The following is a 24,593-nucleotide window of genomic DNA, read 5'->3' on the forward strand; positions in this document are numbered from 1 at the left end:
TTTTACAAGTGTAGCACTATAGAAATCTTTCTCAACAAAAAAATTCCGATGGGAACAAAGAAAAAGCCCTCAATGACGAGGGCTTTCTCTACTAAACTCTACAAAAACGCTTAGGTGTACCTCAGAATGGAATGTCGTTGGATTGCTCTCTGCCCTTCTCTTTCGCTTTGGCTTGCGTGCGCTCGCGCTTCGGACGTGGCTCGCTGGCAGGCTTGACCGGCTGCTGCGCCATTTCCTTCCTGGGCACGTTCGCGTAAACCAGTGGCTCGATGCCGACTTCCTTCAAAGCCGCATAGGCGTCATCCAGCGCCCGCACTACCTCTTGCGGATGTGGTCGGTGCTCGATGAAGGGCTTCAACTCCTGGGCGAGTTCGGGTTCGACTTCTCGCGGCAGGCCCAAGCGTGCCTGGCCAGTCATGACCGCGCACTCGCGGCGCAGTGCCATGCGGGCATTATCCTGTACGTCATCCTGCGCCGGAAACTTTTCGGCCATGACCTCCTTCAGCCGTGCGTTGTACTGATCCATGGTCGGCGTCTTCTTGCGCGGCGTGATCAAGGCATCAAGCCCAGCTTGTCGGGTGGCTTGCTGCTCGGATGTCAGTCCCTTCTGCTTGGGCAGGTTCAAGCCCTTGATCTGGTCTGCGTTGAACACTGTGGCCGGTACGCGCTCGGATAGCTGGCCATCCTTGCGGATCCATTTCAGGATCTTCGTACCAACTTCCCCTTTGCGGATGTAGCCACCGGCCGCATTGGCCTGCTCGGTGGACAGCCAATATGGGCTCTGAAAGCCCTGCGCCTTGGCGGCCATGGCCAGCTGCAGCGCGTTGTCAGCTTCGAAGCAGTACCCAGACACACCGCGAGGCTCCCCGCCAATCTGCGGCAGTGGCGTGTCAGGGTCTTGCCATCGAAAGAACGGAGGGGCTATCCCTTCTCGCAGGTTGTCGTAGAAACTCCTGGCTTGCATCCTCTGGTACTCGTGTCGATCCATCTTTCACCTTCCACTTGATGTGTACGTCATACCCTCGCTCGAACGCGGATCTGGCGTACTTACAGCAAGTCTCGATGGTCGAGTGATGCTTTCCCGGCACGAACCATTCGTCAGCCAACTGCATGCGGGTTGCGTGCTTTTCGCACACAACCTCAAAGCGGTCGGCCGCCATCAGGATTTCGTCGTCGGTGAAGTTCGGATCAGACATGGGACGGGTTCCTCTATGCCCCGTCCAGTCTGCGGCAGGTTGACTGGCCCGCAAGTTGGGTCCTGCGAACTGGTACGGTCTTACGCCAACGCAGTGGGCACGGTAGCGGCGCTATCGCGCCGTGGACGGCCGCCTGTGGCGGCCTGTGATCTGGGAGGGGGCGAAGGCCCTGGCGGCGCTGACGCGCCGCGGCTACGCCTTGGGCTGGGGGTGAAGCGTTGCGTGTTTTCCAGGCCGAAGGCAGGCCGCCTATGGCGGCCATGGTCCTGGCCCCAGGCCAGTGGTCCGCGCCCATAGGGCGCGTCGGGATGAAGCAGACACATCCGCTCCGCTGGCCGGCGGGGCGAAGCCCCCGGCGCTGTTGCTGTTGCCCTTCGCCTTTTCTCAGATCTAAATGATCCCACGCTCGCGCCAGCGGGCCCTTGACCTCTAGAACCTGAAAACCTAGAGAACGGACGTTTAGCCTTGATGATTCAACGTGTTAGCGAACACCCGCGTAGCAGGAAACATAGTCGAGGTAGCACGAAACATAGATGGCGTAACAGGAAACATATTCCCGTATAGCAGGAAACATAGTGCGCCGTAGCAGGAAACATAGTCCGCACCGAACCCGTTCGCATAGGCACCAATCAGCGTCATGACATATCACAGGGTACAGTTGACAGTCTGGCTTCGCCTTCTACCTTCTGGGTATGAAGACTGCCAAGACATTCACTCAATCACCTGTGAAGGTTCCCATCGGCCAAGAGCCGTCTGCGGACGAACCCGCGCTCTATACGCAGATCCCGGTTTCAGTTCTACGTTGCGCTCTCTTTGGTGTGTCTGATAAAGGTGATGACGTTGCGGACTTCACCAAGGTGACTGTCGATCGCAGGCTGACCGGGGCAGAAATCCGGTACAAGGGTCCGCACCTCAATCAGGACCATTTGAAGCTCTGGCAGGCGTGCCTCTTCCTGGCCCAAGAAACGGTTGGGCTCAATGGAGACAAGTTTGCCATCTCCAACACTGCTGATTTGCTTCGCCTTAGTGGGCGATCTACCGGAGACTCGCGGCAGTACAACAGGGTCTGGGAGCTGTTGAAAGACCTGGTAAGCGCCAAAGTGGAGATCAGTACGTCCCGCACCAGCTACTTCGGATCGCTCATTCTTGAAGTTGCAAAAGACAAGCCATCAGGTCGGATTGACATCCATATGAGCGGGACCCTTAAACAGTTCATGTCCAACGAAACATTGAGCAACGACATGCTGCGCCTGGCAGGCCTGGGAAAGGATCAGCTTGCCTCCTGGCTACACAACTACTATGCAAGCCAAAAGGAACCTCCGAAGCTTTCCATCAGCGAGATCAAGTCTCTCAGCGGGTCACAGCTGAAACTTCCCCAGCTACGGCAGAGGGTGAAGAAAGCCATGGCCAAGCTGAAATGCGGTAGCCGTCCCCTCATTACAGACTTCAAGCTGGATGAGACATTTGACACTCTTCACGTTACGAAGAACCCAACTACTGTTGACATGCGTGCAGCAGACGCAGTGGCAGCGGCTGCTTTCGAGAAGCGAAAGGCGGCAGATGCCATGAGGAGGGAAAGAGATAAGACCGGGAGTAGATTCAAGACGCAAGGAGAGGTCAATCGGCCCAGCGCAAACGTTGTCTTATGACACTACACCCAAGAAGAACGGCGCCCAAGGGCGCCGTTTTCGTCAATCAAGAAGCCTCATAATTGATCCCGCCTCGGGGTGCGTGCAGGCGTGGGCCATCAATGTTCGCCAATGAAAGAGTGCATTCTCCCGCCCCATTTCATCTCCAACCTCGTCCATTTCCCAAGCCATGCGATTGTAGTTGTAGATCGTCGCTGCGAGACCCGCGGCTTGTGCGCTCATGACCACGGGGGTTCCACAGCTGTCCTTGACGGAATATGTTGGATGTAGACGCGTGGCGACAGGGGCCAAGTAACAAGCGCCATTCTCAATCAAATACAGCCACTGACCACCATGAAACGCTCCTTCCGTCCATTCACTTAGGCTTTCCTCAATGGACTTCTCGAACAGTCTATTGGGGAGAAAGAATAGCGTGGTCCTTTTGATATGAGCAATGTCATGATTGGCTGCTGACCGGCTAACCATCTTGTCTGTCGCCTCACGCCGCATTGGAATACTCCTTTTTCGTATGCATGAACATCGGTGAGAAGACCACCATCGGTACTTTGGCCTGGTATTCCGTGATCGCATTGGCATGCCACACAGTGACGTGAGCCACTTCAACTTGGTGGATTAGGCAGTTCCAGATGATCTGAACCGCCGTTGCTCGCGCCATGTCCACATCAATATCCATGGCATACACACCCACCGAGGGAAGCAGTTCCGGCGCTTGTTCTCGCAACTGATGCAGCTGGGCCAACAAGAGCGATCCCGTACCCGAGCCCGTCGGGTCGGCCACTTTCACCATGTCACCAGCCGCCACTTTCGCCTTCATGGTCGGCAACAGTCTGTCCATAGCCAGCTGCGCGACAAAGAGCGCCAAATCTCGCGGCGTAAAGAATTGTCCCATGTCCTTGCCATCACGCCCCAAGAACTCGCTGGCCAAGTCGGTCAACACGTCGTGGAACGGTTCGTTCGCTTTCACCAGTTCGAGGTATGCCGTCGTCATGGCCGAAATCGACTTCACCTCGTTCTTACGTTCGGGCGCGTTGAAATTGATGAAGTAGTTTTCATCAATGACGTGGAAAGCAGACAACGGGCGACAACCAAGGATGTTGAACAGTGCTGCGATCATGGTGTTCATCGCTTTGGTAGGCGTGCGGTCGAAACGTGAAATCTTCGCGTGCCAGCGAATGGCGTCAGCCAGTTTTTTGCGCAGTTTGTTATGCGACATGTCGCACCTCCGCCTTTCGCAGACACACCCTGCCAACCTTTGACCTTGCTGACGTACCTCCACCGCGACGCCGGGCCGTTACCGGAGCCTTAGCTTTCGACACCAGTAGGCGACCACCCTTCAACGTCTCCAAGCGTGGCCGTGCGACCTGATAGGCCTTGGTTGGTTGCGGTTCTGGCTCGCCGTTCTGCGCGCACAGGATCCGGCGACGCGCGATGGCCATGTACTGGGCACTCAACTCGAACCCAATGAAGTGACGACCCGTCCTTGCGGCTGCCACACCCGTGGTTCCCGATCCCATAGTGAGGTCCAGCACAGTGTGGCCCGGATTGGAGTAGGACTTGATCAACCACTCCATCAAGGCAACAGGCTTCTGGGTTGGGTGCCAACCACGCTCCCAGGCAAAGAACTGGACTGAGCGCGGATGCCGCGTCCCGTTGTTCTTGCCTGACTTACGCTTGCCCTTGATCCCGCCTGCGTCGCCGCCCGTGTACGTGCCCCCACGTTCGACGTAGGGCTTACCTTCCACCATCTGCGGGTTGTAACGGGCTCGCTTACGGCAGAAGACCAGAATGTCTTCGTGCGCCTTCAAAGGGCCGTGCGAGGCCAGGAACGGGTTGGTACCGTTTGACTTCTCCCACACGAGGGTTTGACGCAGGTGCTTCAACCCGTAGGGGTTGGACTGGGCCAACACGAACGTGAAAGGCGACTGCGCGGTGAAAACGAACACGCACTCGTGCGTGCCGACGCGGTACAGCTCGCGCCACATGGCAGCCAAGTCGATGACGGTGTCCCACTTGCAGCCCGTGGTGCCATAGGGCAAGTCGGTCAGCACCAGATCGACGGAAGCGTCCGGAAGCTTTTTCAGCTGGGCGAGGCAGTCGCCGCGGGTGAGGGAAACAGAAACACCACCGCCCTTGCGGGCAGTGGTGCGACGGGTGGAACGGGGAAAACGACGAGCAGCAATCTCCACGATGAGGGCCTATAAGACCCACCGCGCAAGGGCGGTGGGGCGATAGGCGATCGCGGGAAATCTCTTCCAGCCGTATGCTGGGTTAGAGCACTGTCCCGGACGTTACCGGGCACTTCTGAGCCTCGTCATAGCCGCCCTTACCGGGTTCCGGACATGCCCGCCTTGCGGCGTCGGCGCGGCGCACATCATGCGTCGCACAGGTTCCCCAAGGGGTCTGCATGACAAATGCTACGCCGATCGATGGCTGGTTTACCGACCCGACCAGAACGGGGCTGTCGGCGGGTCAGATGCCGTTTCTCTAATAGGGTCGATGTATTTTTCGGACCTGCGAGAACACCGAAATCGGATGCGGATCAGGGACTTATCTCGCCGGAGGCTCGGTTTATCTGGCGTTTAGTAAGACCCTCAAAAGAGGGCCAGTTGCGGCAGAGCTAGCCGGTCTTGCTCGGCCAGCAGCCACAAGATCTGTGCCTTACAACGGCCGATGTGGTTGCCTACGGCGCGCAGCGCGTCCGCAAGCCCAGACTCGGGGCCCATGGCCCGATAGGCGATGCCGATGTCGTAGTTGGACATCGCGTCCAGCCCGCGGGTGCGCAGGTCGTCGTAGCGGCGGATGTAGCGTCGAAGCTCATCCTGATACTCGTCCAGTGCTGCGGGCAGTTGCTCGCGGCGGCTGTTCTCGTTCTCCGACAGGTCGGGCCACAGCAGGGCGTTCAACTGATGCCAGGGCTCGATGTCGTCTGAGGCCGGGAAGGCCTGGACGATCTGTTCGATACGGGCGGTGTCCGCGCTGGCACGGAGCTGGGCAACTTCGGATTCAAAGCTCATGGCGGTCTCCTTCGGGTTGGAGACCACCAAAGCTCGGGCGAAGATGGGACCGGGCACCGTAGGGCGGAACATCGTGGAGCAGGCGCCGCCGAACCTTAGGTTCGCCAATGACGCTGCCCTAGGCTGCGGCGTCGCCTTGCGCGGGCACGCGACCGTGCTGCCGTGTGTCGGAACCCGACGGGATCGCTAAGATGGGGTCGAACCCTAAATGCCCGGGAAGAGCCAATGGTCGATCAGCCCCTACTTGAGCGTCTTGAAACCCTGATGGGCTGGGATGACATGCTACCGGAAGAGAAGTACGAGGCATGCCGCCAGGCAGGTTTGCTCGTCTTGTTGAACAAGGGTGTGGGTGCCTACACCTACGTAGAACTTGAAGGCGAGTCCAAAACCAATCGGGAAGATTTGGAGGACACGCTTGGCTATTACATCACCGACCCTGACGACCCGACTGCCGACTACTTCAACATCTCGGATATCGACCAACTGAGTGGGGATGACGTGATGCCGCTGTTGTGCGATCTCTTCCCCGAATTGGAAGCAACTGATGAAGCCGACTTCGACGATTGGTTGCGCGCCTTCATTCATCGAACACGCTTGGGGCACATCGCTGGCCAGAGAACATCGACAACTTAGCCAAGCGAGTTGTAAGTAAAGTTCACTAGGCTTCCGGATCTAGTTTTCCGAAGTACGCATGCGCCGCTTCGTAGGGTGGCCGCACCAGTCGATCCATGGCTTCGGGATCCAGCGGTGACAGCGACATGGCCAACCCAAGCGCGAGCTGGACGAATACCAGAATGTTGTCCACTGCGTGTATCAGCTCGTCCCACTCAATGGTGATGTCGCCCCAAGCGTCGTGCTGGGTGTAGATCGCCAACACCTCCTTGCCGCCGTGGACCAGGCCAGAAAGGTCCTTGTAGTGGCTCTTTACCGTCCGTAGCAGCTTCTCTTCATCCCAGCCCAAGTGTGAGGCGGCTTCCTTGGCCACATCGGCCACGTAGATCTGGCTTTTGCCACGATTTGGCATCTTGCCCTTGCGGCGGAACCGCGCGATCTCCTTGTCATTGGCGGCCTTTGCGAAGAACGCTGCCCGCAAGACGTACTCCATCTGAGCCCGCTGCAAGATCAGCGCAGCCACCCAGGACTTCTCTGGCTGATTGATGAGCAAGGCATAGATAGCCTCGGCCGTGTCCATTGAAGCCAGCACGAGCGGCAAAACGGTGGCCGTGCGCTCAGAGCCGATATGGCCCATGTCAGACAGGGTGTTGCGCGTCTGGTGCAGGACCTTCAACGCATCGCTGCTTCGCTGGCGCAGGTTCTTGGAGTCGGCCATGGTTCCCCCTTTTGGGGGGAGTGTGCCGCAAGGAGTATCGGATTAGGGAATGCCGCCCTGTCCTTCCTGGACGGCGAGCTTCACGGCCACACCAGACGAATATCGGTGGTGGTTGTTCCGATCTGGCTACGCAGGCGGCATGGTCAGGATCCACGAGCCCGGGATTGGCTGCCATCGGATAGCGTCCCGCCGTTTGGTCGGAGAATTCCTACCCCTGTCGATTGTAGAACTCGAAACGTTTCGCAATACGCGAAATTGCCAAGCGAGGCATATCTGCTTGCATGGAGAACCCGTCGCCTCTGCTCGCGTTGCCAGACTGTGCGAACGGGGAAGTCTCATAGTCTGGTGGACTCCCGGAGCAATCCGGGAGTCCTTTTGTTAGCGCGGATACAACAGGATAGCTGCTTCGGCCAAGAGCTTCCCGCGTTCGGCTATTCCTTCCTCGTCCCACGTCTCACGCCCCATCAGGGATCCGTTGAGGCGCAGCACGGTGTGATCGATGAAGATCTTCTTCTTGGTCGTGTAATCTTTGTTCTGAGCCTGGCGGTTGACCGACAGGTTGAGCAAGGTCAGGTTCCCCAAAGTGGGGATAGCCTTGCTGCGGCGTTGAACATCTTGCTGGTGCGAAGACAGCGCGCCACCTGTCTGCTCCAACAATCTGGCTGCGTACGCCTCAGTGGACGTACCCTTGCTGCCATTCTTCAGAGGCCAATGCTCATACCAGGATTGCGGCATGACGTGGTCGATGTCCAGATTGGAAAGATCTGGAATGGTGGGCTCTTCGGTCTTTTTCGTCAGGCGCAACCACCCTTCCAACTCGGTCAGGATCATGCGGCAACGTGGCGCGTCGAGAATGCTTGTCGAAAGCCCTCCGTACAACGCTGCCGTTTGTAGGGCGTGCGAGAACACAGCGTCATCCGGCCACACAGAAGCAGGGACTGTCGACTGGCCCAGCAGTGCGCGCATCGCCGCGTGGGTCTGGCTTCCCTGGCTCCACTGGCGCAGGACTGACATGAAGAAGTTATTGTAATTCTTCGGCGTGAGCCCACAGATCGCGCGCCGCACGATGTACGAGACGATGTCGTTGAAGATCAGCGTCTTCTCTGCATCGTCAATGTCGGCAGTGGAAACCCGCAGCGCCAATGGGTGCGTTGTCGTGGTGTCGAATGGCCGCAGACGGTCGCCGAACCTGGCCACAGGCATGGCGCCCTTGCCGGTACTCAGCTGCAAATAGTGCTTGCCGTAGAGGTCCAGCATGTCCAATTGCTGTGTGGCTGTCCGACCCTGTCCGTAGTTCTTGAAATCAACGTACAGTCGCGACAGATCACCATCTTGGCCAGTTTCGGCTCGAATAGCTGAGAAGATTAGCCATTCCAGGCGCGGCTTGGTCATGCGGCCTCGCCGTTCCGGTTGCTTCCACTTTTCGGCGTCTTCGAATTGCTGCCACTTTTGCTTGTGCAGGTCCTGCTGACTTTCCGTCTTGCGGTCCACCGTCATGAATAGATAGTTTCGAATGAGATCCGTTGCATGGAGTTCTTCACCACGTCCATTCAAGGTCTCGAAGATCACTTGGGCGTCATCGCCTTTTTCCAGCTTGATCATGACGACCTTGAGGTCGGATAGAACGGCCATGATTAAAGCTTCAAAGGCCGCCTCATCGCCCCCATTCGCCCGCACCCAATTCTCCGCTTGCTCTGCGAAGTACCAGATGGCATCCAGTGCAGGCGGGTGAAGGATGGAGTTGACCCGGAAAGTGCCGTGCTTCGTGTAGTGGGCCGGATACTTCGCCTTCAGTTCATCTCGGCTCTTGGCCTTCATCGCCTTGATGAAGTCCTCCTGATCGGAGTAGGTCGGCCAGACCTTGAAGACCTCCACCTCTGCATCATCCATCGTCGACGGGTTCGGATTGTCCATGACGGCGCCCAAGAATGAGTCCACGCCGTCGACCTTCATTTCTCGGCTTGCAAGCCGGATACCGGCCAGGATGTACTGCAGGGTCGTCAGCCGCTGCTGCCCATCGATGATGTGGTACGTCTCCACACCTCGCAGGCCAGACTTGTCTTGTGGCTCCACGACAATCGCACCCAGGAAATGGGGAGCTGGGCCACCGCCTCCCAAGCGCTCCACCGCCTTGTCCACGATGTCCGCCCAGAGCAAGGGCCATTGCTTTCGCACCGACCAGACATAGGGTCTCTGGTAGAAAGGCACCTTGTACTGCTTACGGTCCTGAAAGACCTGTTCGATCGTCCACGTATCCGACTTCATCCCCACTCCGGTCGCAACCCCTGACAACCTATTATGCCCCGGGGGTCGCAGGCCTTGAGATAGCCCCGGCACAGAGTCCTCAGAACGGGCATGGCCCGAATGCCCCCTACCCGGTATCCTCAGCCTGTTCACCGTTCCGTGGCCACCTCCCCCATACCCGCAGCCTGCTTGTCCGGGCCAGGACGGCGAACTACCACTTGGGGAGCGCTCTACGGTATGGCCGACAATCAATCCATGGACATCAAGATCGAGGCCAAGCCCGACTTCTTGAAGTCGCTGGCATCCAACGTCAGCCCGATCACGGCAGTCTCGGAGCTGATCTGGAACGGTTTTGACGCAGGCGCCCAGCACGTCAAGGTCATTCTGGAACCGAACGAACTCAATGGACTCCACGCCATTCGGGTGTCAGATGATGGCGACGGCATAGACCGAAGCAAGGTCGATGCGCTATTCGGCGGCTTAGGCGACTCGTGGAAGGCCAAATCCCACCGCTACAAGGGTCGGACGCTCCACGGCAAAAACGGCAAGGGTCGTTTCCGTGCCTTTGCCCTGGGTGAGAGTGTCGAGTGGCGGACCACTTACCTTGATGGAAAAGCATTCAAGGCCTACACGATTACTGGCCGCGCAAGCCAGCTGACAGGTTTCAGCGCCTCACAACCAACGGATGCCGAAACTACGATCCTTGGCACCGAGGTCGTCATCGAGAACCTTGACTCCAACTTCCCGTCCCTGACGGGCGATAAGGCAACGCTGGAAATCACCAAACAGTTCGCTGCCTACCTGACGGAATGCCCGAGTCTGACGCTGTACTACAACGGGGACAAGATCGACCCGTCTTCCGTCCAGAACTACAAGGAGGACCTCCATCTGGGAGAAGTCGAACTCCAAAGTGGAAAGCGCGTCCCAGTGTCTATCACGATCGTCGAATGGTCCGTCCAGACAGACCGCGTGTTCGAACTTTGCGACAAGGCTGGCGTTTCCCTCCATGAAGTCACAATCGGCCCACAGATCAAGGCGCCCGGCTACAACTTCACGGTGTACGTGAAATCAGACCACTTTCGCGACTTGGACAAGGAGGGAGCCCTTGTCCTGTCCGACCTCAACCAGGACGTGGCCGACATCCTAAGCGTCGTCAAGGTTAAGGTTCGCGAGCATTTCCGGAAACGCATCCTCCAGCACCGCAGCGAAACAATCCAGCGCTGGAAAGACGAGAAGATTTATCCCTACGAGGACAAAGTCGAGGTCAACGCCTCCGAACAGATCGAGCGCCAGGTCTTCGACATTCTGGCCGTCAATGTCGAGGATCACCTACCCTCTTTCGATGAGGCATCGACCAAATCGAAGAAGTTCACGTTCCGACTGCTGTCCCAAGCCATCCGAGAGAACCCAGACTCGGTTATGAAGATCATGGATGAAGTCCTGAATCTCAAAAAGGACGAGCAGGACGATCTGGCCACGCTGCTTCATAAGACGACGCTATCTAAGATCATCACCTCGGCCAGGATTGTTGCTGATCGGTTGAACTTCGTGGAAGCACTCAGTGACCTGCTGTTCAACAAGGAAAGCAAGAAACGGCTATTGGAACGAGACCAACTGCACAAGGCGTTGGAAGTGGAGTCATGGATCTTCAAGGAAGACTTCAACCTCGCAGGATCCGAGAAGACACTCGAGGACGCTCTTGCCATCCATATCGGCAAGCTCGGCAAGCGCGAGGACGATGCCGATGAATCGGACGACCCAGTCCTACGCGAAGACGACAAGGGCGGTCGGATCGACTTGATGCTGGCACGCTCCATCCAGCCAACCCAAGGCAGCCACGAGTATCTGGTAGTTGAGTTGAAGCGCCCGAAGCAGAAGATCAACTCGGAAGTCCTTACTCAGATCGAGAGCTATGCATTTGCCGTAGCCAAAGACTCACGTTTCGACCAGAAGCGGACCAAGTGGACGTTTATGGTGGTCTCCAATGAGATGGATGAGTACGCCAAGCTCAAGAGCCGACAAAAGGACCGGCCTGAGGGCGTCGTCTTCCAGAGTGATGATTCGAGCATTGCCGTCTGGGCCAAGACATGGTCCGAGATCCTGAACGACGCTCGGGCGCGGCTGAACTTTTTCAGCCAGCAACTCGACTATCAGGCTGACTCCGATAGTGAACTTGCCTACCTGAAACGCGCGCACTCGAAGTACATTCCGGACGACCTTGCTGAACTGGCAACAGGTGGCACCACTCAAGACGACGTAGAGAACTAACGGATGTTCGCCGTCGCCCGGCATCCTTCGCGGTAGCGAGAACAACCGAGGAATGGGCCATTGCGCCCGTTCTTCTCCTGGATGGTGCCGCTGCGGCACACAGGGCATCGATCACCCGACTTGACCTGCACCTGGATCCTCTGTGATCCGGCTGCGCGGGGGCGGGGTTGCCCCACCGCTTGCTCGGCCTTCCGCTTGAAGTCGCAAGCAGGAAAGCGAGTGCATCCATGAAAGGCACCGTACTGCCCACCCCGCAGTTGCAGGACGCCATTGCCGCACTTGGGGCACGCCTCCATCGCTTCACCGTCGACCGGATCGATCTTGAGGTGCTCTGCCTTGACCAGCTCGACCAGGAACTGGGAAGGCTGCCCCAGCGTGGTATAGAGGCGCACCTGCTTCCGAGCGCGGGTCATGGCCACGTAAAACAGACGTCGCTCTTCGGCGAAGGGGTACGGGTCGGGCGCTGGCATGGCCAGCTGCAGTGCGGGATCGTCCTGGATCTGGCTGGGGAAGCCGCGGGTGCCTTGAACCACGTTGAGTACGAACACGTACTCGGCCTCCAATCCCTTGGAGCCGTGCGCGGTCCGGAACTCGATCTTCAATCGATCGCCGAACTGGCGCTGCCACGCTGAGAGCATGGGCGGCTGGTCGTCACGATAGCGACCCAAAAGCATGATGGTGATGTGGCTACCCTTGGCGGGGGTGAGCTTGCCCTCGCAGGCGAAGCGATGCATACCCGCCAGTTGCTCTTCGACATGCCCCAGCATCCCTTCCTTCTGCTGGAATCCATACGCCAGCATGGGCGTCCTAGTCAGCGGGTTGGTGGTTCGCACCGCCTTCTTGATCTGGGCGGGGTTGACCTGGATGAACTCGCTGGACACGTCGCACAGATCCTGCGGACAGCGGAACGTGGTGTTGAGCGTCAAGCGCGTGGCGTGGTCGAAGGTCTTCTCGAACTCCGTCATGACGGAGATATCGGAGCCGGCAAATCGGTTAATGCCCTGCCAGTCGTCGCCGACCACGCACAGGTGGGTCTCAACGTCCGGGTTGGCAGCCAGTGCCTTCAGCAACCGGATTCGGGCGCGGGAGCTGTCCTGGAACTCATCAGCCAGGATGATGGTGAACGGGCTCGTGTAAGCCCCGGATTCCACGTATCCAGCGGCCAGGATGAGCATGTCCTCGAAGTCGATGAACTTGCCATCACGCAAGCGGCGCCCCCACTCGGCGGCGATGCGCTCGTAGATCGCCAGATACATGCGCAAGCGTGCGGCGAAGCCATCTTCTGACTGCTCTCTCAGTGCTGCGTGCAACTGCGCATGCGACAGTCCGTTGTTTTTGACATGCTGCTGGAAAACACGGAATGAGCGGGCCAGGTCTTGGTTCGAGACGGGCGGCAGCCCCAGGGATGGACGATTGGGGTCGAATGTTGGCTGGACGCCTCGCTCAATGAGGGCTGCTTCCAGAGTATCCATCCACTCGCCCGTAGACAGCGTGTGCGACGTGGTTTCGACCAACGTCGTTTCCTTCTCAGCGTGGATTTTCCGCTTCCACTTCACCCCGCTCAGGTAATCCTTGAAGTCCTTGGGCGCCTCGCCCTTTTCGTTCAGGGCGAAGTGCTCGTGGTACAGCTGTGCATCGGGGTAATAGAAGTCGGGAAAGTACTGCCGATGATGCTCGGTGGCGGTGTCGTGTTCGTAGGTGCGCTCGTACTCATAGTTCACTCCGCAGTAGAACAGCCAATCGGCGATGACACGCTCTTCCTTGCTCTTGACGATGTCGCCTTTGGCCGTGAGGAAGCCACGCTTGCCATTGGAATAGGCGTCCGGCTCCTGGGGCTGCCCCCATTTACCCACGTCCCGCCCATAGACGGTTCTGAACAGGTCCCAGTCCTTCCGGAACTTCGAGTCCTGGGCGCATAGTGTTTCGATGATGTTGCCCACCTCCCGGATATCCGCGCCCGGATTGCTGGGGTCGACCCAAGGTGCCAGTGACGGCTTCTTGCCGGTCGCCTTTGCAATAACCTCGATGCCGAACGCGTGGAAGGTGTTGGAACGCACCTTGTCCACGCCCGGAACATCCCGAAGTTGCTCGGCGATACGTTCCCCTACTTCGTCGGCGGTGGCACGGTTGAATGCCAGTAGCAGGATTTGCTCGGGTGTGGCCAGTCCCTCATGGAGGGCATAGCCCGTTTTGGCAACCATGGTGGAGGTCTTCCCCGAGCCGGCGGCAGCAACCACCATCACCGCATCGTCCATGCAGATGCAGGCGTGGATCTGCTCGTCAGTCAGAGGGTTCTTTTCGACGGTTTCGAAGAAGTGCTTTTGCACTTCGCGCTGGTGAGCCAGGTGCGCGTCGTTCTGGCCAGTCGTGATGTTGCGCAGCGACTCAGCCTCGGTTTCACCGCGCGCGATGGCCTTCCATTCCTCGTGGGTCAGCCCGCACCCGAGGTCTTCGATCTCGCCTGGCAGCATCGAGAGGATGTCGAACAACGAAGACCCACTCTTGGTCCGCGGGCGCATCCTCAGCTGTTTCATTGCGCCGGCCCAAGTCTCATTCCGCCAACTGGGCGCGGGGGTCGAGCGGACATAGCGATCGATTGCGCCCTTGGGCATCCATCGATTAGTGCGATAGCGGGATCTAAACGAACCCACCCAGTTAGCTACTTCGACCTTGAACGAGTCGCGTCGAAGCGAATGCGCCCTGTCGGCCGCAGCGTTGGTGGGCGTCCCTTCCCAGGATGGCCACGCCTTGGCGATCTTCCTCGCTTGGGCAACAGCGCTATGGCCAAGCACCTGGTCCCAGCTCACGTTACTCGGAGTGGGCGGAGGCCCCAGGCTCGCCATGACTTCCGCCGCACTACGTCGATCTACCTGCGGGCCTGATAGTTCACGGGTACCCCGCGCAACCCATGCATCCAGTTCCTCGACTGAGCCTTCCACGAGCTTGGCGATGACCCTGGCCTTCGCTTGATCGAATGACTCGATCATGGAAGCGGCCTTCTCGTTCGGAATGCCGTCGACGGATCGCCTGACGGTGCCGGCTGGCGTGTGGAAGGCGAGGTTGCACGTGGCCCAGATGATGCCGGGCCGCACCTCCAACTCGACCAGGTTCAACAGGTGGACAGTCAGCGCCTCCCCGTCTGCGACCCGCAGGTACACGCTGTCGCCTGTAATGGACAGGGACCACTGACCTGAACCTGTGAAGGTTGCACCGTTGCTAGTGGGACTCCAATACATGCGACCTCAGGATAGCCGGGAGCGCTAGCGGGAAACACGCGTTGCGCCACGCCGGGCCATACGCCAGTTCCAGAACTTCATGCACACCTGATAGGAGAAGTAGATGGTGATGAGTTGCAACGCCATCAGCCCCATCGTGTAGATGCTGCCGAATAGCGTGAAGATCACCCAGAATCCGGTTGCCACTTTCAGCCACCCTCGCCCCAGCAGGATGGCGATGAACATGCTGATGAAGATCATCAGTTGGAACGCCAGTACCGCGATTGTCATGACTCCCCCTAGAACATGCTTCCCTGTGAAGCGGGATTCTCAATAACTGGCGCCGACGTGGACGCCAGGCAGCGCGCGTAGTCCTCCTTTCCCCGAAGGACAAGAATGCGATCAAGCCCACTGTTGTCTTTGCGACGCAGCAGATCCAGCCGCTCGGCATCGCTGCCATCGGACAACATCAGATTGGCTTGAATCTTAGGTTCGTTCCTGCCTCGATCCTGCTCGGTGGGGTAAGGCACGGCCAACCAGCGCCCGTACTCGATGGACGCTCGCGACGCGTGGAGACTGCCGCCTTGCAGGTCGGACTGGATCATGACCACGCCTTGGGCCATGCCCGCCTGGGTCTTATCGCGTTGGACAAACTGCTGCGGGATCGCATCACGGCCAATCGGGTACTGACTGACCAGTGCGCCGCCCGCATTAAGGATGTCCTCGGCCAGCTTCCGGTGTTTCGAGGGAGCGATGGTCTGCAGGCCGTGAGCCAGGACAGCAACGGTATGGCCACCTGCATCGACCGCCTCTTGGTGGGCTATCCCATCGCACCCCAAAGCCAACCCGCTTACCACGCTCCATCCCTGATCCACAAAGTAGCGTGTCATGCGCTGGGCGATCAGCTTCCCGTGCTCGGTGGGTTCTCGTGTACCGATGATGGCTACCGATTTTTCGGGGCTGGCAGCCAACGTGCCGCGCACCCAGAGCAGGAATGGGTCGTCCTTGGTGGCAGCCAGGAGCTTGGGATAGTCCGGATCCATGGGCGACAGGATGCTGCACCCGCCTCGCTCCGCCAGGTCCAGTTGCTCCTCAGCCTTGATCAGTGCATCACTCCATCCACCGCCGGACAGCGCTGATTTCAGCTTGGGAATGTCCGTCGCCAGCTGCTCCACAGTCTTGTTGTCAAAGCCAAATACCTGGGACGCTTGGCGCAACGTCGCCGGGCCCACGCCCGACAAAAAGGACATGGCCAGCAGCTTTCCAGTGGCAGGGGAGATCTCGTTCAACTTGCACCTATGGCCTGAGCCAGGGACAGACAACTCACGCTCCGCGCGCCTGCCTCCCTGAGATAACGGTGGGACCACAGCAATGTGGCCCCGGTGGTCACGACATCGTCAATCACAATGACGTGCTTGCCCTGGACGTCCTGAGGGCGGGCGACGTGGAGATTTTCGCCCACATTCGCGAACCGCTGGTCCTTGTCTAGGTGGTTGCCATGGCTGGACACTGCCCCGGGTCGGAAGGCCAACACGTTGGAACGGAAGGTCACAGCCGGGGCCCGGCGCCCCAGGGTCACGCGGGGAGGTTGGTATGCCTCGGCGAACTGATCCAGCAAGCGTTCAAGCCGTGGCGTCCGACCTGGCTTGAACGGCACGACAATCACTACCGTGTCCGGATTTGCAACCGTATCCATGTGCACAAACCGCTGGATAGCCTGAATCCACTCTTCGGGAAACTCGTTAGCGTCCTTGTGGGCGATGATCTGGTCGGTCAGCGTATGCCAACCCCGTCGAAATCGAATGTCCTCGTACTCGCCGAACAGGCGCCCCATGATGTGGACCGGCACAGGCCGGCCACCAATGGCCCGCGGGAAGAAGTGGTTGACCTTGTCGATCCGGCGCTGCCGACCTTCCAGCCGCTCGCCAGTGATTAGGTACTCCAGCTCCGGCACCCCAAGGTACGGCGAGGCAAGCAATGGTGCTAGCTCGTCGGCTCCCTCAAACAGCGCATCCGGCACCCGTTCCAGCGCATACCAGTGTTCGCTCACGCGCGGCTGCCACGAGGTTTGGTCTATGAAGACCCAGCACCCTGAGCGATATGCACAGACCACGTCAGTTTTCTCGTCGCCAACTAATGCAACCTGTTCTCTGCGTCGAATGCCCAGTTGCCGTGCAGCAAGCACGATGCCTTCTGGATTGGGTTTCGTGTTCCGCACGTCCTCGTACGCCACGACGATATCCCACTCCACCTCAGGGTAGGCCTCTTCCAGCAAGGTCTTCGCGTAATGGCGAGGCGCGCGGGTAAACACGCCCCAACGCATGTCGGGGAAATCGTCCTGCAGGCCAGTTAACTGCTCCGGCGTATAGAGCAGCCTGTCATCACGCCGATCGTACTCACGCAGTAGTCCGCGTGTGTACTCACGGCTGGTGTTGTTGACGTTCTCCCGACCTCGGAAGCCCTCCAAGTCGTTAGTGCGCAGCAACGTATTGTCAAGATCAAACAAGCACAACTGAATGGACACTCCCTTCTCCCCAGAAGGTCATAGAATCATCGCCAACAAGTTGAAGCTGGCTCTCCCCTCGCAACTACACGACTGCCCTTCTTGGATCAGATCAAACAATCTCGATGTTTCTTTGGCCCCGCCTCACGATCAGACAAACTCTCGGATCCGAAGCGACCTGCTCTACCAACTGAGACTCCGATACGAGCTCGGTATCCAACACCCTGTGATCGCACATGTCGCAGCGCCTATGACCATCACGCTCTACCTGCAGCTGATTCAGCTGCACGTTGAGATGGCACGACAAAGACTTAATCACCTGGCCATCGTGTGTCATTAGCGTCTTTGTTTTTGGATTGAACTTCATGACTTGATCTATCCAATCCAGAAATCAGCATCTTTGTCGGAATCAAAGAGGATCTCGAAATCCTCTCCATTCCAAATAGCTGGTGCGCACGCCAAGCGGGGGTTATATCCCTGATTGCCCCTTACGGCGACGATATCCTCAATCAAATCTTCTAGCCAAACGGTTTCGCCTGGCACTAGGTCATCTGGAATCAGGTAGGCCGCAAAGGGTCTGGGGAAGTTGTACGGGTAGTAATTCCGAAACTCCATGACCACGTTCCGACCATATTCTCGTAAATCCTCCAAAAGCTCGACTTTCCCGGTCACCGGATCTTGATCCACTCCCACCATGAAGTGCACATCAGGACTCGGCTCCACTGCCTTGACGAATGGGAAGAACCCCTCATCGACTGCGGCGTTGATTGCGCGCTCCGTTCTTGCAGTCCGGATCACCGGGCAATTCTCATAACCCGACCGTGCTGCTGGCCCTTCGGTCAACTCGACACCCCACCTGCGAGCCTTCATTTCTTGTCCCCTTGCGTTCGTCGCGCCTACTTCTGCGCTTTCAATTGTGCCGATTTCGGATCGTAAATATAGTTGGTAATCGAGCCGTCCCGAATACGGCTTACAGCCTCGTCAATAGCCTGCAACGGCACCAAGAACCACTCGCGCGGCTTTACGGGCTTGCCAAACCGATCTTCAATGGTCAGTTCCAGCTGCGCGGGCGCAAAGATCTTGTGGAAGAGGTTTTCCAGCTTCGTGCGATTGATATGGGCCAGCTTGTAGGTAGCCACGATGTCCACGCCCGCCAGCAGATAGGTTGCATCGTCCTTGGCCGCGGCAATACGCGTTTCGACCTTCCCGCCCGTCACACCGATCTTGTGGATCAGTTCGCGGTGCTGGGCCACGAACGGATGATCGGACTTGCTTTGCAGCACGTAGATGGTCCCGCTTTCGATGTCGTCTGGCTCCAACGTATCGCCGAACAGCGGCCCGTTGTCCGCGTCGGTAATGCGTCGCCCCGTTTCGTCCTTGTATAGCGCTCGTTGCAGCGAGCGCTGCAACAGGTTGCTCTCCGTCCCGTTCGAGTAGATGACGCGCATGCGGGCATCGGCTTCCCCGTTCGGGGCACGAATGGGCTCGCCGACCTCGGCGACGTAAGCCATCTGCCCGCCCAGAATGAAGAAGTTCCCTTGCAAAACGCTGGCATCACGCCCGAACCGCAACGTCTTCCGCCTTCCATCCTTGAGGTCGTTCTCCACGCTCTCGAAAAGCGGCTGGAACTTCTCGAAGTCCTCGCAGCGCGTGCGGTTGGCGATCTCTTCTGCCGCCTTGCGTTCGGCAAAGGACGCCACATGGCGCAGCTGGGTGATGTCATCATCCCCAGCCGGCGCATCGATCCCCAGCTCGGCCAACAACGCGTCCTCGTCCAGCTCGTCCGGGTTGACGGTTGCAGCCGCCTGTCCGTCCAAAAGCCCGGCCGTATCCATGGGAGCCAGTAAATCGCGCGCCTCGGGAAGACCGCGGAGGCGATCCAGGCGCACTGCGTACAGCCGCTCAAAGATGTCGCGGTCCTCGCCATGCTGGGGCGCGCGACCATGGGCCTCCACGAAACGCAGGATGTCCTCGAACCCCGCGATCAGCCGCTCCTGCTGCGCCGTATGCATGCTGGCCTTGTTGGGCGCTGCTTCGACTCCCAAGGCTTCCAGCAGGTCATCGTCGTCCATGTCAGCCATTGCCCTGGGCCTCCTTGGCCTTCTCTTCAGCCCGGTACTTGGCAAAGGCCGCTACGCCTTCGGCCATTCGCTTTTCCCAGGCGTCTGGCGAATTGATGTCTGGCAGCCGTCCCTTCTCGATCTTGAACTCCAGCGCCCGCTTGGCCAGTTCGCGCGCTTCCTCTTTCGGAATGTTCACGCGCTTTGCCGAGATGCTGGCTTGGACCTGACGCAGCACCTTCTCATCCATGGCCTTGGCCAGTACCGAGTAGGCCGCCTCAAACGGATTGATCCGGTCGATCAAGTCGATATCCAGGTCTCGGACATTGATGAACTTGCGCACGCCGTCGATCAGAGCAGTATTGCCCTGCTGCTCGCTTGCAGTGCCTTCGGCTTCGGCCTTCGCCAAGACTTGCTTGGCCTGCTGCGTGAGGTTCAGCGCAGCAATAGCGTGTTGGCGAATGGCTTCCTGGTCTGCCTCGCTCAACTCCGGATAACGATCGCGCACGATCTTACCCATCTGAACTTGGGTCAGTTCTTCGGGCAGGGTGTTGTCGTTGAACAACCCATTCTCAATCGCCGTCTTGTCTTGAACGAACGCGGTGATGACCTCGTTCAAGTCCTCCTTGCAGATCCGCTTGGCTTCCTGGGTTTCGGGCATGGTCAGCCCGCCAATCTCGACGTGGACTTGGCCCGTGGCCACATTCACGCCGACGTTGGACCCGCCCTCTACGTATCCACCCTCGTACTCGAAGCCTTCAAGCTTGCCCTGGTTCTTGGGGGTGAACTCAAAACGCGGGGCCAGCACCTGTTCCATCAGCAGACTCGCTGCGATGGCTTTCAGTGTGTCGTTCACGGCTGCCACAACTTCCGCTTCACCTGCGGCTGGCTCGGCGATCAGATTGGTGAACCGGGAACGCTCCTTGCCGGGCGCATCGCGGGTGGCGCGGCCGATGATCTGGACGATTTCGGTCAGACTACTGCGGTAGCCGATGGTCAGGGCGTGTTCGCACCAGATCCAGTCGAACCCTTCCTTGGCCATCCCTAACGCGATGATGATGTCCACATGATCGCGATTGTTCTTCTGCGCAGGGTCTTTCAGTGAGTTCAGCACCTTGGCGCGTTTGGTAGCGTCGCTGTCGTCCACCAGGTCGGCCACCTTCAACACCGACCCATCGGCACGCTCGATCAGATGGAAGCCCGTGGCCGGATCGACACCCTTCCAGGTGCCGATGGACTCCATGACCTCTTCGACTTCCTTGTATTTGTCCTTCAAGCTCTCACGGGCGTTGACATTCGGGATGTGGACGATGGTCTTCATCGCCGGATCCAGCACCTTGGTGATCGCGTCCAGATACCTGCCTGTGTAGAAGTAGTAGCCGATCTCCAGCGACTTCAAGTACGTGTAGCCGTTCAACTGCTCGTAGTAGGTGTATGTCACCGTCTCGAAGCGGTTTTCGTCCTGCGGCGCCAACACGGCCACCGTGTCGCCCCGGAAGTAAGAGCCGGTCATGGCCACCAGGTGGACGGAGCCTGCCGCAATCAGTTGCGTGAGCTGGCTACCCAGCACGTTATCTGGATTGCTGCTGACATGATGGAACTCGTCCACTGCCACCAGTCGGTCGTTGAACGCAGCAATGCCGTATTCCTCCACGGCAAAGCGGAAGGTGGCATGTGTACAGACCAGCACCTTGTCCTCGCTCTCCAGGAAGCGGCCCACGGCCCGCACCTTGCTCTTGTCGGCCTTGACCTCGTCGTCGCCGGGGGCATTGCACAGGTTCCATTGCGGCTCGACCTTCCAGTCCGCCCAGAAGCCGAACTTGGTCAACTCTTCGTCAGCGAAGCTGCCACCGATGGACTTCTCGGGCACCACGATGATCGCTTGCTTGAGGCCCTGATTGTGCAGCTTGTCCAGCGCAATGAACATCAGGGCGCGCGACTTGCCCGACGCGGGCGGCGACTTGATCAGCAGGTACTGCTCGCCCCGCTTGGCGTAGGCGCGCTCCTGCATGGGACGCATGCCCAGCGCGTTGACCTTGCTCGACGCGCCAGTACGGGCTGTGGCAATCGAGACTGACGGGACTGCCTTGGTGCCTTCCGATGTCATGTCCGCTTCCCCTTCTTCGGCTTGGCCTGGCCTGCCGTCATCTTGGTGTACAGGTCGAACAGCTTTTCCAGCCGTTCGGTGTCGTTCTTGAACTTCCGCCCGATGTAGATCCGCTCCAGAACCTCATCGTTCTTTTCGTGGGCCCGCCGCAGGTCTTCCGGCATGTTCTCCGGGTCGTACAGGTCTGCGATGGTGGCCGGGAAGTGGTTTTCACGGGCCAGCAATATCTCTTCGGCGCAAGTAGTTAGGTCTGCTTTGTTCTGCTCGGTCAGAGTTGGGACTGGAAAGGTGTTCCAACCGAGCGTGTTCGAGTAGCGAATGCGGGTTTCCAACTGACCGCAAACAGCTGCAATCCAGACAATGTGCAAACGACTAGCAATCAAGGCCATGTTCCACAATGGAGCATCGTAGGATGCGAAAGCGGCATCCGACACCACTGTATCGGCAGGCTCGTATCCACATGGCAAAAACTCCCTGGACTCGGAAGAGACGCGTGGGACTACTAGAGTTGAGTACTCACTGCCATGAGTCCTTTGAAATTGATGAGGACGATCTGCCAAATCTCTCGCCGTCTTACCACCAGTTAACCGTAGCTTTCTGACTTCACCAATGCGCTGCGCTATCGGCGCAATATCTAGCGCCTCTTTCAAGTGATCATCTTTTATCCACAGGCAGTAGCGCATCGTGCCGCGAATGAACTCGGCTGATCCGACAATTCGCCGAGTGAATCGCCGCTGCTGACTGCAAGACAAGCCAAGTCCCTCACGATCCGCACGTGAAAGCAGCAGATATCCGCCATCGATGGGCATATTCCCGAACGTCATCTCGGAAACCTCCGAGATCGGCCTTCCACTTTTTTCTACAATAACTTCTCCACCTGCCGCCAAGTACGCATTGATATGCTCACATTGACGTTCAGTTGTTCCACCTGACTTATCTATTGAAAAAAGACGTCGGGGGCTGCGAGGCCTCACAGAGATACCAACAATTATTACAGTGACACCCGCATTGTGGCTTGCGAGGTTTGCCCACCGAAAGGACGTATGAGCCATTTCGATTTGGCAACCAACTCGAAATATTTCTGGCCAAAGAATTGGGATTTGCAGACCTTGACAGATGGAGTTCGTCGACACGAAAGCTACAGATGACTGAGTCCGCGTTGTGTAATCCGCAGCTTTTAGGAACCAACCGCATACGTAATCGAGTGACTTCCAGTTCAGGACTCTACGGTCAAATATGTGTTTCAAGTCTGATTTTTGCTCTTCCTGTTGGTCACGGGACCCGAGATATGGTGGATTACCGCAGATATAGGTCTCTCCCCCTTCGTTCTGGAAGTCGATTTCCGACTGATCCTGCGGCGTGTTGAACAGGTCGTCGCCGATCAGCTTCACTCCGGTTCCAGTGGGTGGACAGATTGCCAACCAGTCCAGGCGCAGCGCATTCCCGCAGGTGATCCAGTTCTGGCTATCCAGCGGCAGAACGTCTTTCAAAGCTTCCTTCTGGCCGCGATACAGCACATCACATTGGAACTCCGCAATGATCAGTGCCAGACGCGCAATCTCGGCCGGGAAGTCACGCAACTCGATTCCACGAAAATTGTTAATCGGGATTTCCGAAGGCTGCTCGACCTCGCCACGTCGCCGGTTGATCTCGGCTTCGATCTCGCGCATCTGTTTGTAGGCGACGACAAGGAAGTTTCCGCTACCGCATGCCGGATCGAACACACGAATGTGCGCCATGCGCTTGCGCAAGTTCAACAGCTTGATCTTGTTATCCCCCGACGTTTCCAGCTGCGTCCGCAGGTCGTCCAAGAACAGCGGGTTTAGCACCTTCAAGATGTTGGGCACGCTCGTGTAATGCATGCCCAATGCGCCGCGCTCTTCGTCGTCGGCCACCGCCTGGATCATCGACCCGAAGATGTCGGGATTGATCTCTCGCCAGTCCAGCTTTCCGGCTTGATACAGATACGCGCGAGCCGTGCGTGTGAACTTCGGCACATCGGTATTGCCGGAGAACAACCCACCATTGACGTAGGGAAACTCAATTGCCCAGCGCGGAATGCCCGCCGCCGCCCGATCTTCCGTCTTGGTATTCATGGCGAGGAAGATGGTGCTCAACACCTCGTGGACGTTCGAGCCATCTGGCTGCGTCATCTTGTCCACGGTAGCCGTGAACAGCGTCGCACCGGGAAAGATGTCGGTGTCTTCGGCAAAGAAACAGAAGATCAACCGGGCCATGAAGTGGTTCATGTCTGGTCGACGCGCTGTCGTGGCCCAATCAGGGTTCTCGCGCAGCAATTCGACGTACAACTTGTTCAGGCGTCCGGTAGCCCGAACGTCGATGGGGTTGTCCTTGATCTCCTTAATCGTGGAGATGCCTGCCAACGGCAAGAAGAAGCCAAAGTGGTCCGGGAACTGAGGGAACTCGCACGCGATAGCGTCGCCGGAGGCCAGTTCCTCGGCCTCCAAAGTGGTCCCATCGGTGGCCAGAATGAACTTGGCCTTGGCCTGGGCGGTCTTGGCGCTGGCCTTCAATGCCGTCAGCGTTTGCCCCACTTGGCCGGGCTCGGCCACAGCGACGTGGATATGGTTGCGCTGCAGCACACCACCCGCCACATCGGAGGCGTTGCTATCGCCCTTGCGCAGCCGCTGGATGGTGGTTGCCTTGTTGCCGAACGCGGCCAGGAACTGGAAAGGAAACTCTGCGCCATCAAAGGCTTGCGCAGCCAAGTCAGATAGGGCCTGTTCGATCTCAACAGCATTCATGCAAGTGTGATTTCCAGCTCGTGGCGCGACCCGGAAGGGTCAAAAAGGGGCAATTTTGATTGTCCCACGCCACCGCCGTGGAACAGAAGCCCGCCGCGCGTGAAACATCCCACTTAGCCGACTCAGGCAAACACTATTTGCCCATCCCGCCCCCATGCGCAGTCTCTTCACTCCGTGTCTCACTGGGTGATTCGCGGGTTGCCCGGGATCTGCCGCTATGCTCGCTCAGAGCCTCCTACCCC

General features: G+C 58.3%; 19 protein-coding genes. 3 read left to right on the forward strand and 16 right to left on the reverse strand.

What is annotated here, in order from left to right; genetic code table 11:
• Positions 1 to 121 precede the first annotated feature (121 nt).
• The gene (locus tag CSC66_RS14035; protein WP_162378039.1) at positions 122 to 988 is read right to left on the reverse strand and encodes an ArdC-like ssDNA-binding domain-containing protein; all 867 of its coding nucleotides are present in this window, start codon (positions 986 to 988) and stop codon (positions 122 to 124) included.
• The gene (locus CSC66_RS14040; protein ID WP_162378038.1) at positions 891 to 1,196 is read right to left on the reverse strand and encodes a hypothetical protein; all 306 of its coding nucleotides are present in this window, start codon (positions 1,194 to 1,196) and stop codon (positions 891 to 893) included. Before CSC66_RS14040 ends, CSC66_RS14035 begins: the two co-directional genes overlap by 98 nt.
• 692 nt (positions 1,197 to 1,888) lie before the next feature.
• Here CSC66_RS14040 and CSC66_RS14045 point away from each other — a divergent pair.
• Entirely contained in the window at positions 1,889 to 2,845 is a 957-nt protein-coding gene (locus CSC66_RS14045) for a hypothetical protein (RefSeq protein WP_162378040.1), read from the forward strand.
• A gap of 42 nt (positions 2,846 to 2,887) precedes the next feature.
• Here CSC66_RS14045 and CSC66_RS14050 read toward each other — a convergent pair whose 3' ends face one another.
• The 4 genes from CSC66_RS14050 to CSC66_RS14065 all read right to left on the reverse strand — a co-directional run bounded on the left by CSC66_RS14050 (position 2,888) and on the right by CSC66_RS14065 (position 5,859).
• Positions 2,888 to 3,334 carry an antirestriction protein gene (locus CSC66_RS14050; RefSeq protein WP_162378041.1) on the reverse strand — a complete coding sequence of 149 codons (447 nt, stop codon included), beginning with the start codon at positions 3,332 to 3,334 and terminating at the stop codon, positions 2,888 to 2,890.
• On the reverse strand, positions 3,324 to 4,058 hold the full coding sequence (locus tag CSC66_RS14055; RefSeq protein WP_162378042.1) for an N-6 DNA methylase: 735 nt from the start codon (positions 4,056 to 4,058) through the stop codon (positions 3,324 to 3,326). Before CSC66_RS14055 ends, CSC66_RS14050 begins: the two co-directional genes overlap by 11 nt.
• Positions 4,048 to 5,031, reverse strand: coding sequence for a DNA-methyltransferase (locus CSC66_RS14060; RefSeq protein WP_202935658.1), 984 nt, complete (start codon positions 5,029 to 5,031; stop codon positions 4,048 to 4,050). Before CSC66_RS14060 ends, CSC66_RS14055 begins: the two co-directional genes overlap by 11 nt.
• Before the next feature lie 405 nt (positions 5,032 to 5,436).
• Positions 5,437 to 5,859, reverse strand: coding sequence for a hypothetical protein (locus tag CSC66_RS14065; RefSeq protein ID WP_162378043.1), 423 nt, complete (start codon positions 5,857 to 5,859; stop codon positions 5,437 to 5,439).
• A 225-nt stretch (positions 5,860 to 6,084) separates the two neighbouring features.
• On the opposite strand from CSC66_RS14065, the gene CSC66_RS14070 reads away from it, so the two are divergent.
• Positions 6,085 to 6,492: a hypothetical protein gene (locus tag CSC66_RS14070; protein ID WP_162378044.1), complete on the forward strand. Its 408-nt coding sequence runs from the start codon at positions 6,085 to 6,087 to the stop codon at positions 6,490 to 6,492.
• A gap of 25 nt (positions 6,493 to 6,517) precedes the next feature.
• On the opposite strand, the gene CSC66_RS14075 is transcribed toward CSC66_RS14070, so the two are convergent.
• Both CSC66_RS14075 and CSC66_RS14080 read right to left on the reverse strand, forming a co-directional pair.
• On the reverse strand, positions 6,518 to 7,189 hold the full coding sequence (locus CSC66_RS14075) for a hypothetical protein (RefSeq protein ID WP_162378045.1): 672 nt from the start codon (positions 7,187 to 7,189) through the stop codon (positions 6,518 to 6,520).
• Positions 7,190 to 7,567: 378 nt separating this feature from the next.
• Entirely contained in the window at positions 7,568 to 9,454 is a 1,887-nt protein-coding gene (locus CSC66_RS14080; RefSeq protein ID WP_162378046.1) for a DUF262 domain-containing protein, read from the reverse strand.
• Positions 9,455 to 9,688: 234 nt separating this feature from the next.
• Between CSC66_RS14080 and CSC66_RS14085 the strand changes: the two genes are divergently transcribed.
• Positions 9,689 to 11,701, forward strand: coding sequence for an ATP-binding protein (locus CSC66_RS14085; RefSeq protein WP_162378047.1), 2,013 nt, complete (start codon positions 9,689 to 9,691; stop codon positions 11,699 to 11,701).
• Here the strand turns inward: CSC66_RS14085 and CSC66_RS14090 are convergent.
• From CSC66_RS14090 to CSC66_RS14125, 8 genes are all read right to left on the reverse strand, one after another.
• Positions 11,698 to 14,859, reverse strand: coding sequence for a UvrD-helicase domain-containing protein (locus tag CSC66_RS14090; RefSeq protein ID WP_338016027.1), 3,162 nt, complete (start codon positions 14,857 to 14,859; stop codon positions 11,698 to 11,700). The two genes, CSC66_RS14085 and CSC66_RS14090, sit on opposite strands and share 4 nt — an antisense overlap.
• A gap of 102 nt (positions 14,860 to 14,961) precedes the next feature.
• Positions 14,962 to 15,207: a hypothetical protein gene (locus CSC66_RS14095; protein WP_162378049.1), complete on the reverse strand. Its 246-nt coding sequence runs from the start codon at positions 15,205 to 15,207 to the stop codon at positions 14,962 to 14,964.
• 8 nt (positions 15,208 to 15,215) lie between these two features.
• Complete coding sequence (locus tag CSC66_RS14100) at positions 15,216 to 16,205, reverse strand: DNA-processing protein DprA (RefSeq protein WP_162378050.1); 990 nt, start codon at positions 16,203 to 16,205, stop codon at positions 15,216 to 15,218.
• Positions 16,202 to 17,440: an HAD hydrolase-like protein gene (locus tag CSC66_RS14105; RefSeq protein WP_162378051.1), complete on the reverse strand. Its 1,239-nt coding sequence runs from the start codon at positions 17,438 to 17,440 to the stop codon at positions 16,202 to 16,204. The genes CSC66_RS14100 and CSC66_RS14105 overlap by 4 nt, the downstream gene beginning before the upstream one ends.
• Before the next feature lie 354 nt (positions 17,441 to 17,794).
• Positions 17,795 to 18,217, reverse strand: a complete 423-nt coding sequence (locus CSC66_RS14110; protein WP_162378052.1) for a hypothetical protein — start codon at positions 18,215 to 18,217, stop codon at positions 17,795 to 17,797.
• A gap of 98 nt (positions 18,218 to 18,315) precedes the next feature.
• The gene (locus CSC66_RS14115) at positions 18,316 to 19,500 is read right to left on the reverse strand and encodes a GIY-YIG nuclease family protein (RefSeq protein WP_162378053.1); all 1,185 of its coding nucleotides are present in this window, start codon (positions 19,498 to 19,500) and stop codon (positions 18,316 to 18,318) included.
• A complete protein-coding gene (locus CSC66_RS14120) occupies positions 19,493 to 21,586 on the reverse strand; it encodes a DEAD/DEAH box helicase (protein WP_162378054.1) in 2,094 nt (697 codons plus the stop codon). The genes CSC66_RS14115 and CSC66_RS14120 overlap by 8 nt, the downstream gene beginning before the upstream one ends.
• On the reverse strand, positions 21,583 to 24,351 hold the full coding sequence (locus CSC66_RS14125; protein ID WP_162378055.1) for a class I SAM-dependent DNA methyltransferase: 2,769 nt from the start codon (positions 24,349 to 24,351) through the stop codon (positions 21,583 to 21,585). The genes CSC66_RS14120 and CSC66_RS14125 overlap by 4 nt, the downstream gene beginning before the upstream one ends.
• Between the last annotated feature and the right edge of the window lie 242 nt (positions 24,352 to 24,593).

The sequence above is a fragment of the Pseudoxanthomonas kaohsiungensis genome, from assembly GCF_010211765.1.
In the GTDB taxonomy this organism is placed as follows: Bacteria; Pseudomonadota; Gammaproteobacteria; order Xanthomonadales; family Xanthomonadaceae; genus Pseudoxanthomonas; species Pseudoxanthomonas kaohsiungensis.

Bases quoted from the DNA above. Each gene is read 5' to 3' on its own strand.
- CSC66_RS14035 (WP_162378039.1), bottom strand. From the start codon at position 988: ATGGATCGACACGAGTACCAGAGGATGCAAGCCAGGAGTTTCTACGAC.
- CSC66_RS14040 (WP_162378038.1), bottom strand. From the start codon at position 1,196: ATGTCTGATCCGAACTTCACCGACGACGAAATCCTGATGGCGGCCGAC.
- CSC66_RS14045 (WP_162378040.1), top strand. From the start codon at position 1,889: ATGAAGACTGCCAAGACATTCACTCAATCACCTGTGAAGGTTCCCATC.
- CSC66_RS14050 (WP_162378041.1), bottom strand. From the start codon at position 3,334: ATGCGGCGTGAGGCGACAGACAAGATGGTTAGCCGGTCAGCAGCCAAT.
- CSC66_RS14055 (WP_162378042.1), bottom strand. From the start codon at position 4,058: ATGTCGCATAACAAACTGCGCAAAAAACTGGCTGACGCCATTCGCTGG.
- CSC66_RS14065 (WP_162378043.1), bottom strand. From the start codon at position 5,859: ATGAGCTTTGAATCCGAAGTTGCCCAGCTCCGTGCCAGCGCGGACACC.
- CSC66_RS14070 (WP_162378044.1), top strand. From the start codon at position 6,085: ATGGTCGATCAGCCCCTACTTGAGCGTCTTGAAACCCTGATGGGCTGG.
- CSC66_RS14075 (WP_162378045.1), bottom strand. From the start codon at position 7,189: ATGGCCGACTCCAAGAACCTGCGCCAGCGAAGCAGCGATGCGTTGAAG.
- CSC66_RS14080 (WP_162378046.1), bottom strand. From the start codon at position 9,454: ATGAAGTCGGATACGTGGACGATCGAACAGGTCTTTCAGGACCGTAAG.
- CSC66_RS14085 (WP_162378047.1), top strand. From the start codon at position 9,689: ATGGACATCAAGATCGAGGCCAAGCCCGACTTCTTGAAGTCGCTGGCA.
- CSC66_RS14095 (WP_162378049.1), bottom strand. From the start codon at position 15,207: ATGACAATCGCGGTACTGGCGTTCCAACTGATGATCTTCATCAGCATG.
- CSC66_RS14115 (WP_162378053.1), bottom strand. From the start codon at position 19,500: ATGGCTGACATGGACGACGATGACCTGCTGGAAGCCTTGGGAGTCGAA.
- CSC66_RS14120 (WP_162378054.1), bottom strand. From the start codon at position 21,586: ATGACATCGGAAGGCACCAAGGCAGTCCCGTCAGTCTCGATTGCCACA.
- CSC66_RS14125 (WP_162378055.1), bottom strand. From the start codon at position 24,351: ATGAATGCTGTTGAGATCGAACAGGCCCTATCTGACTTGGCTGCGCAA.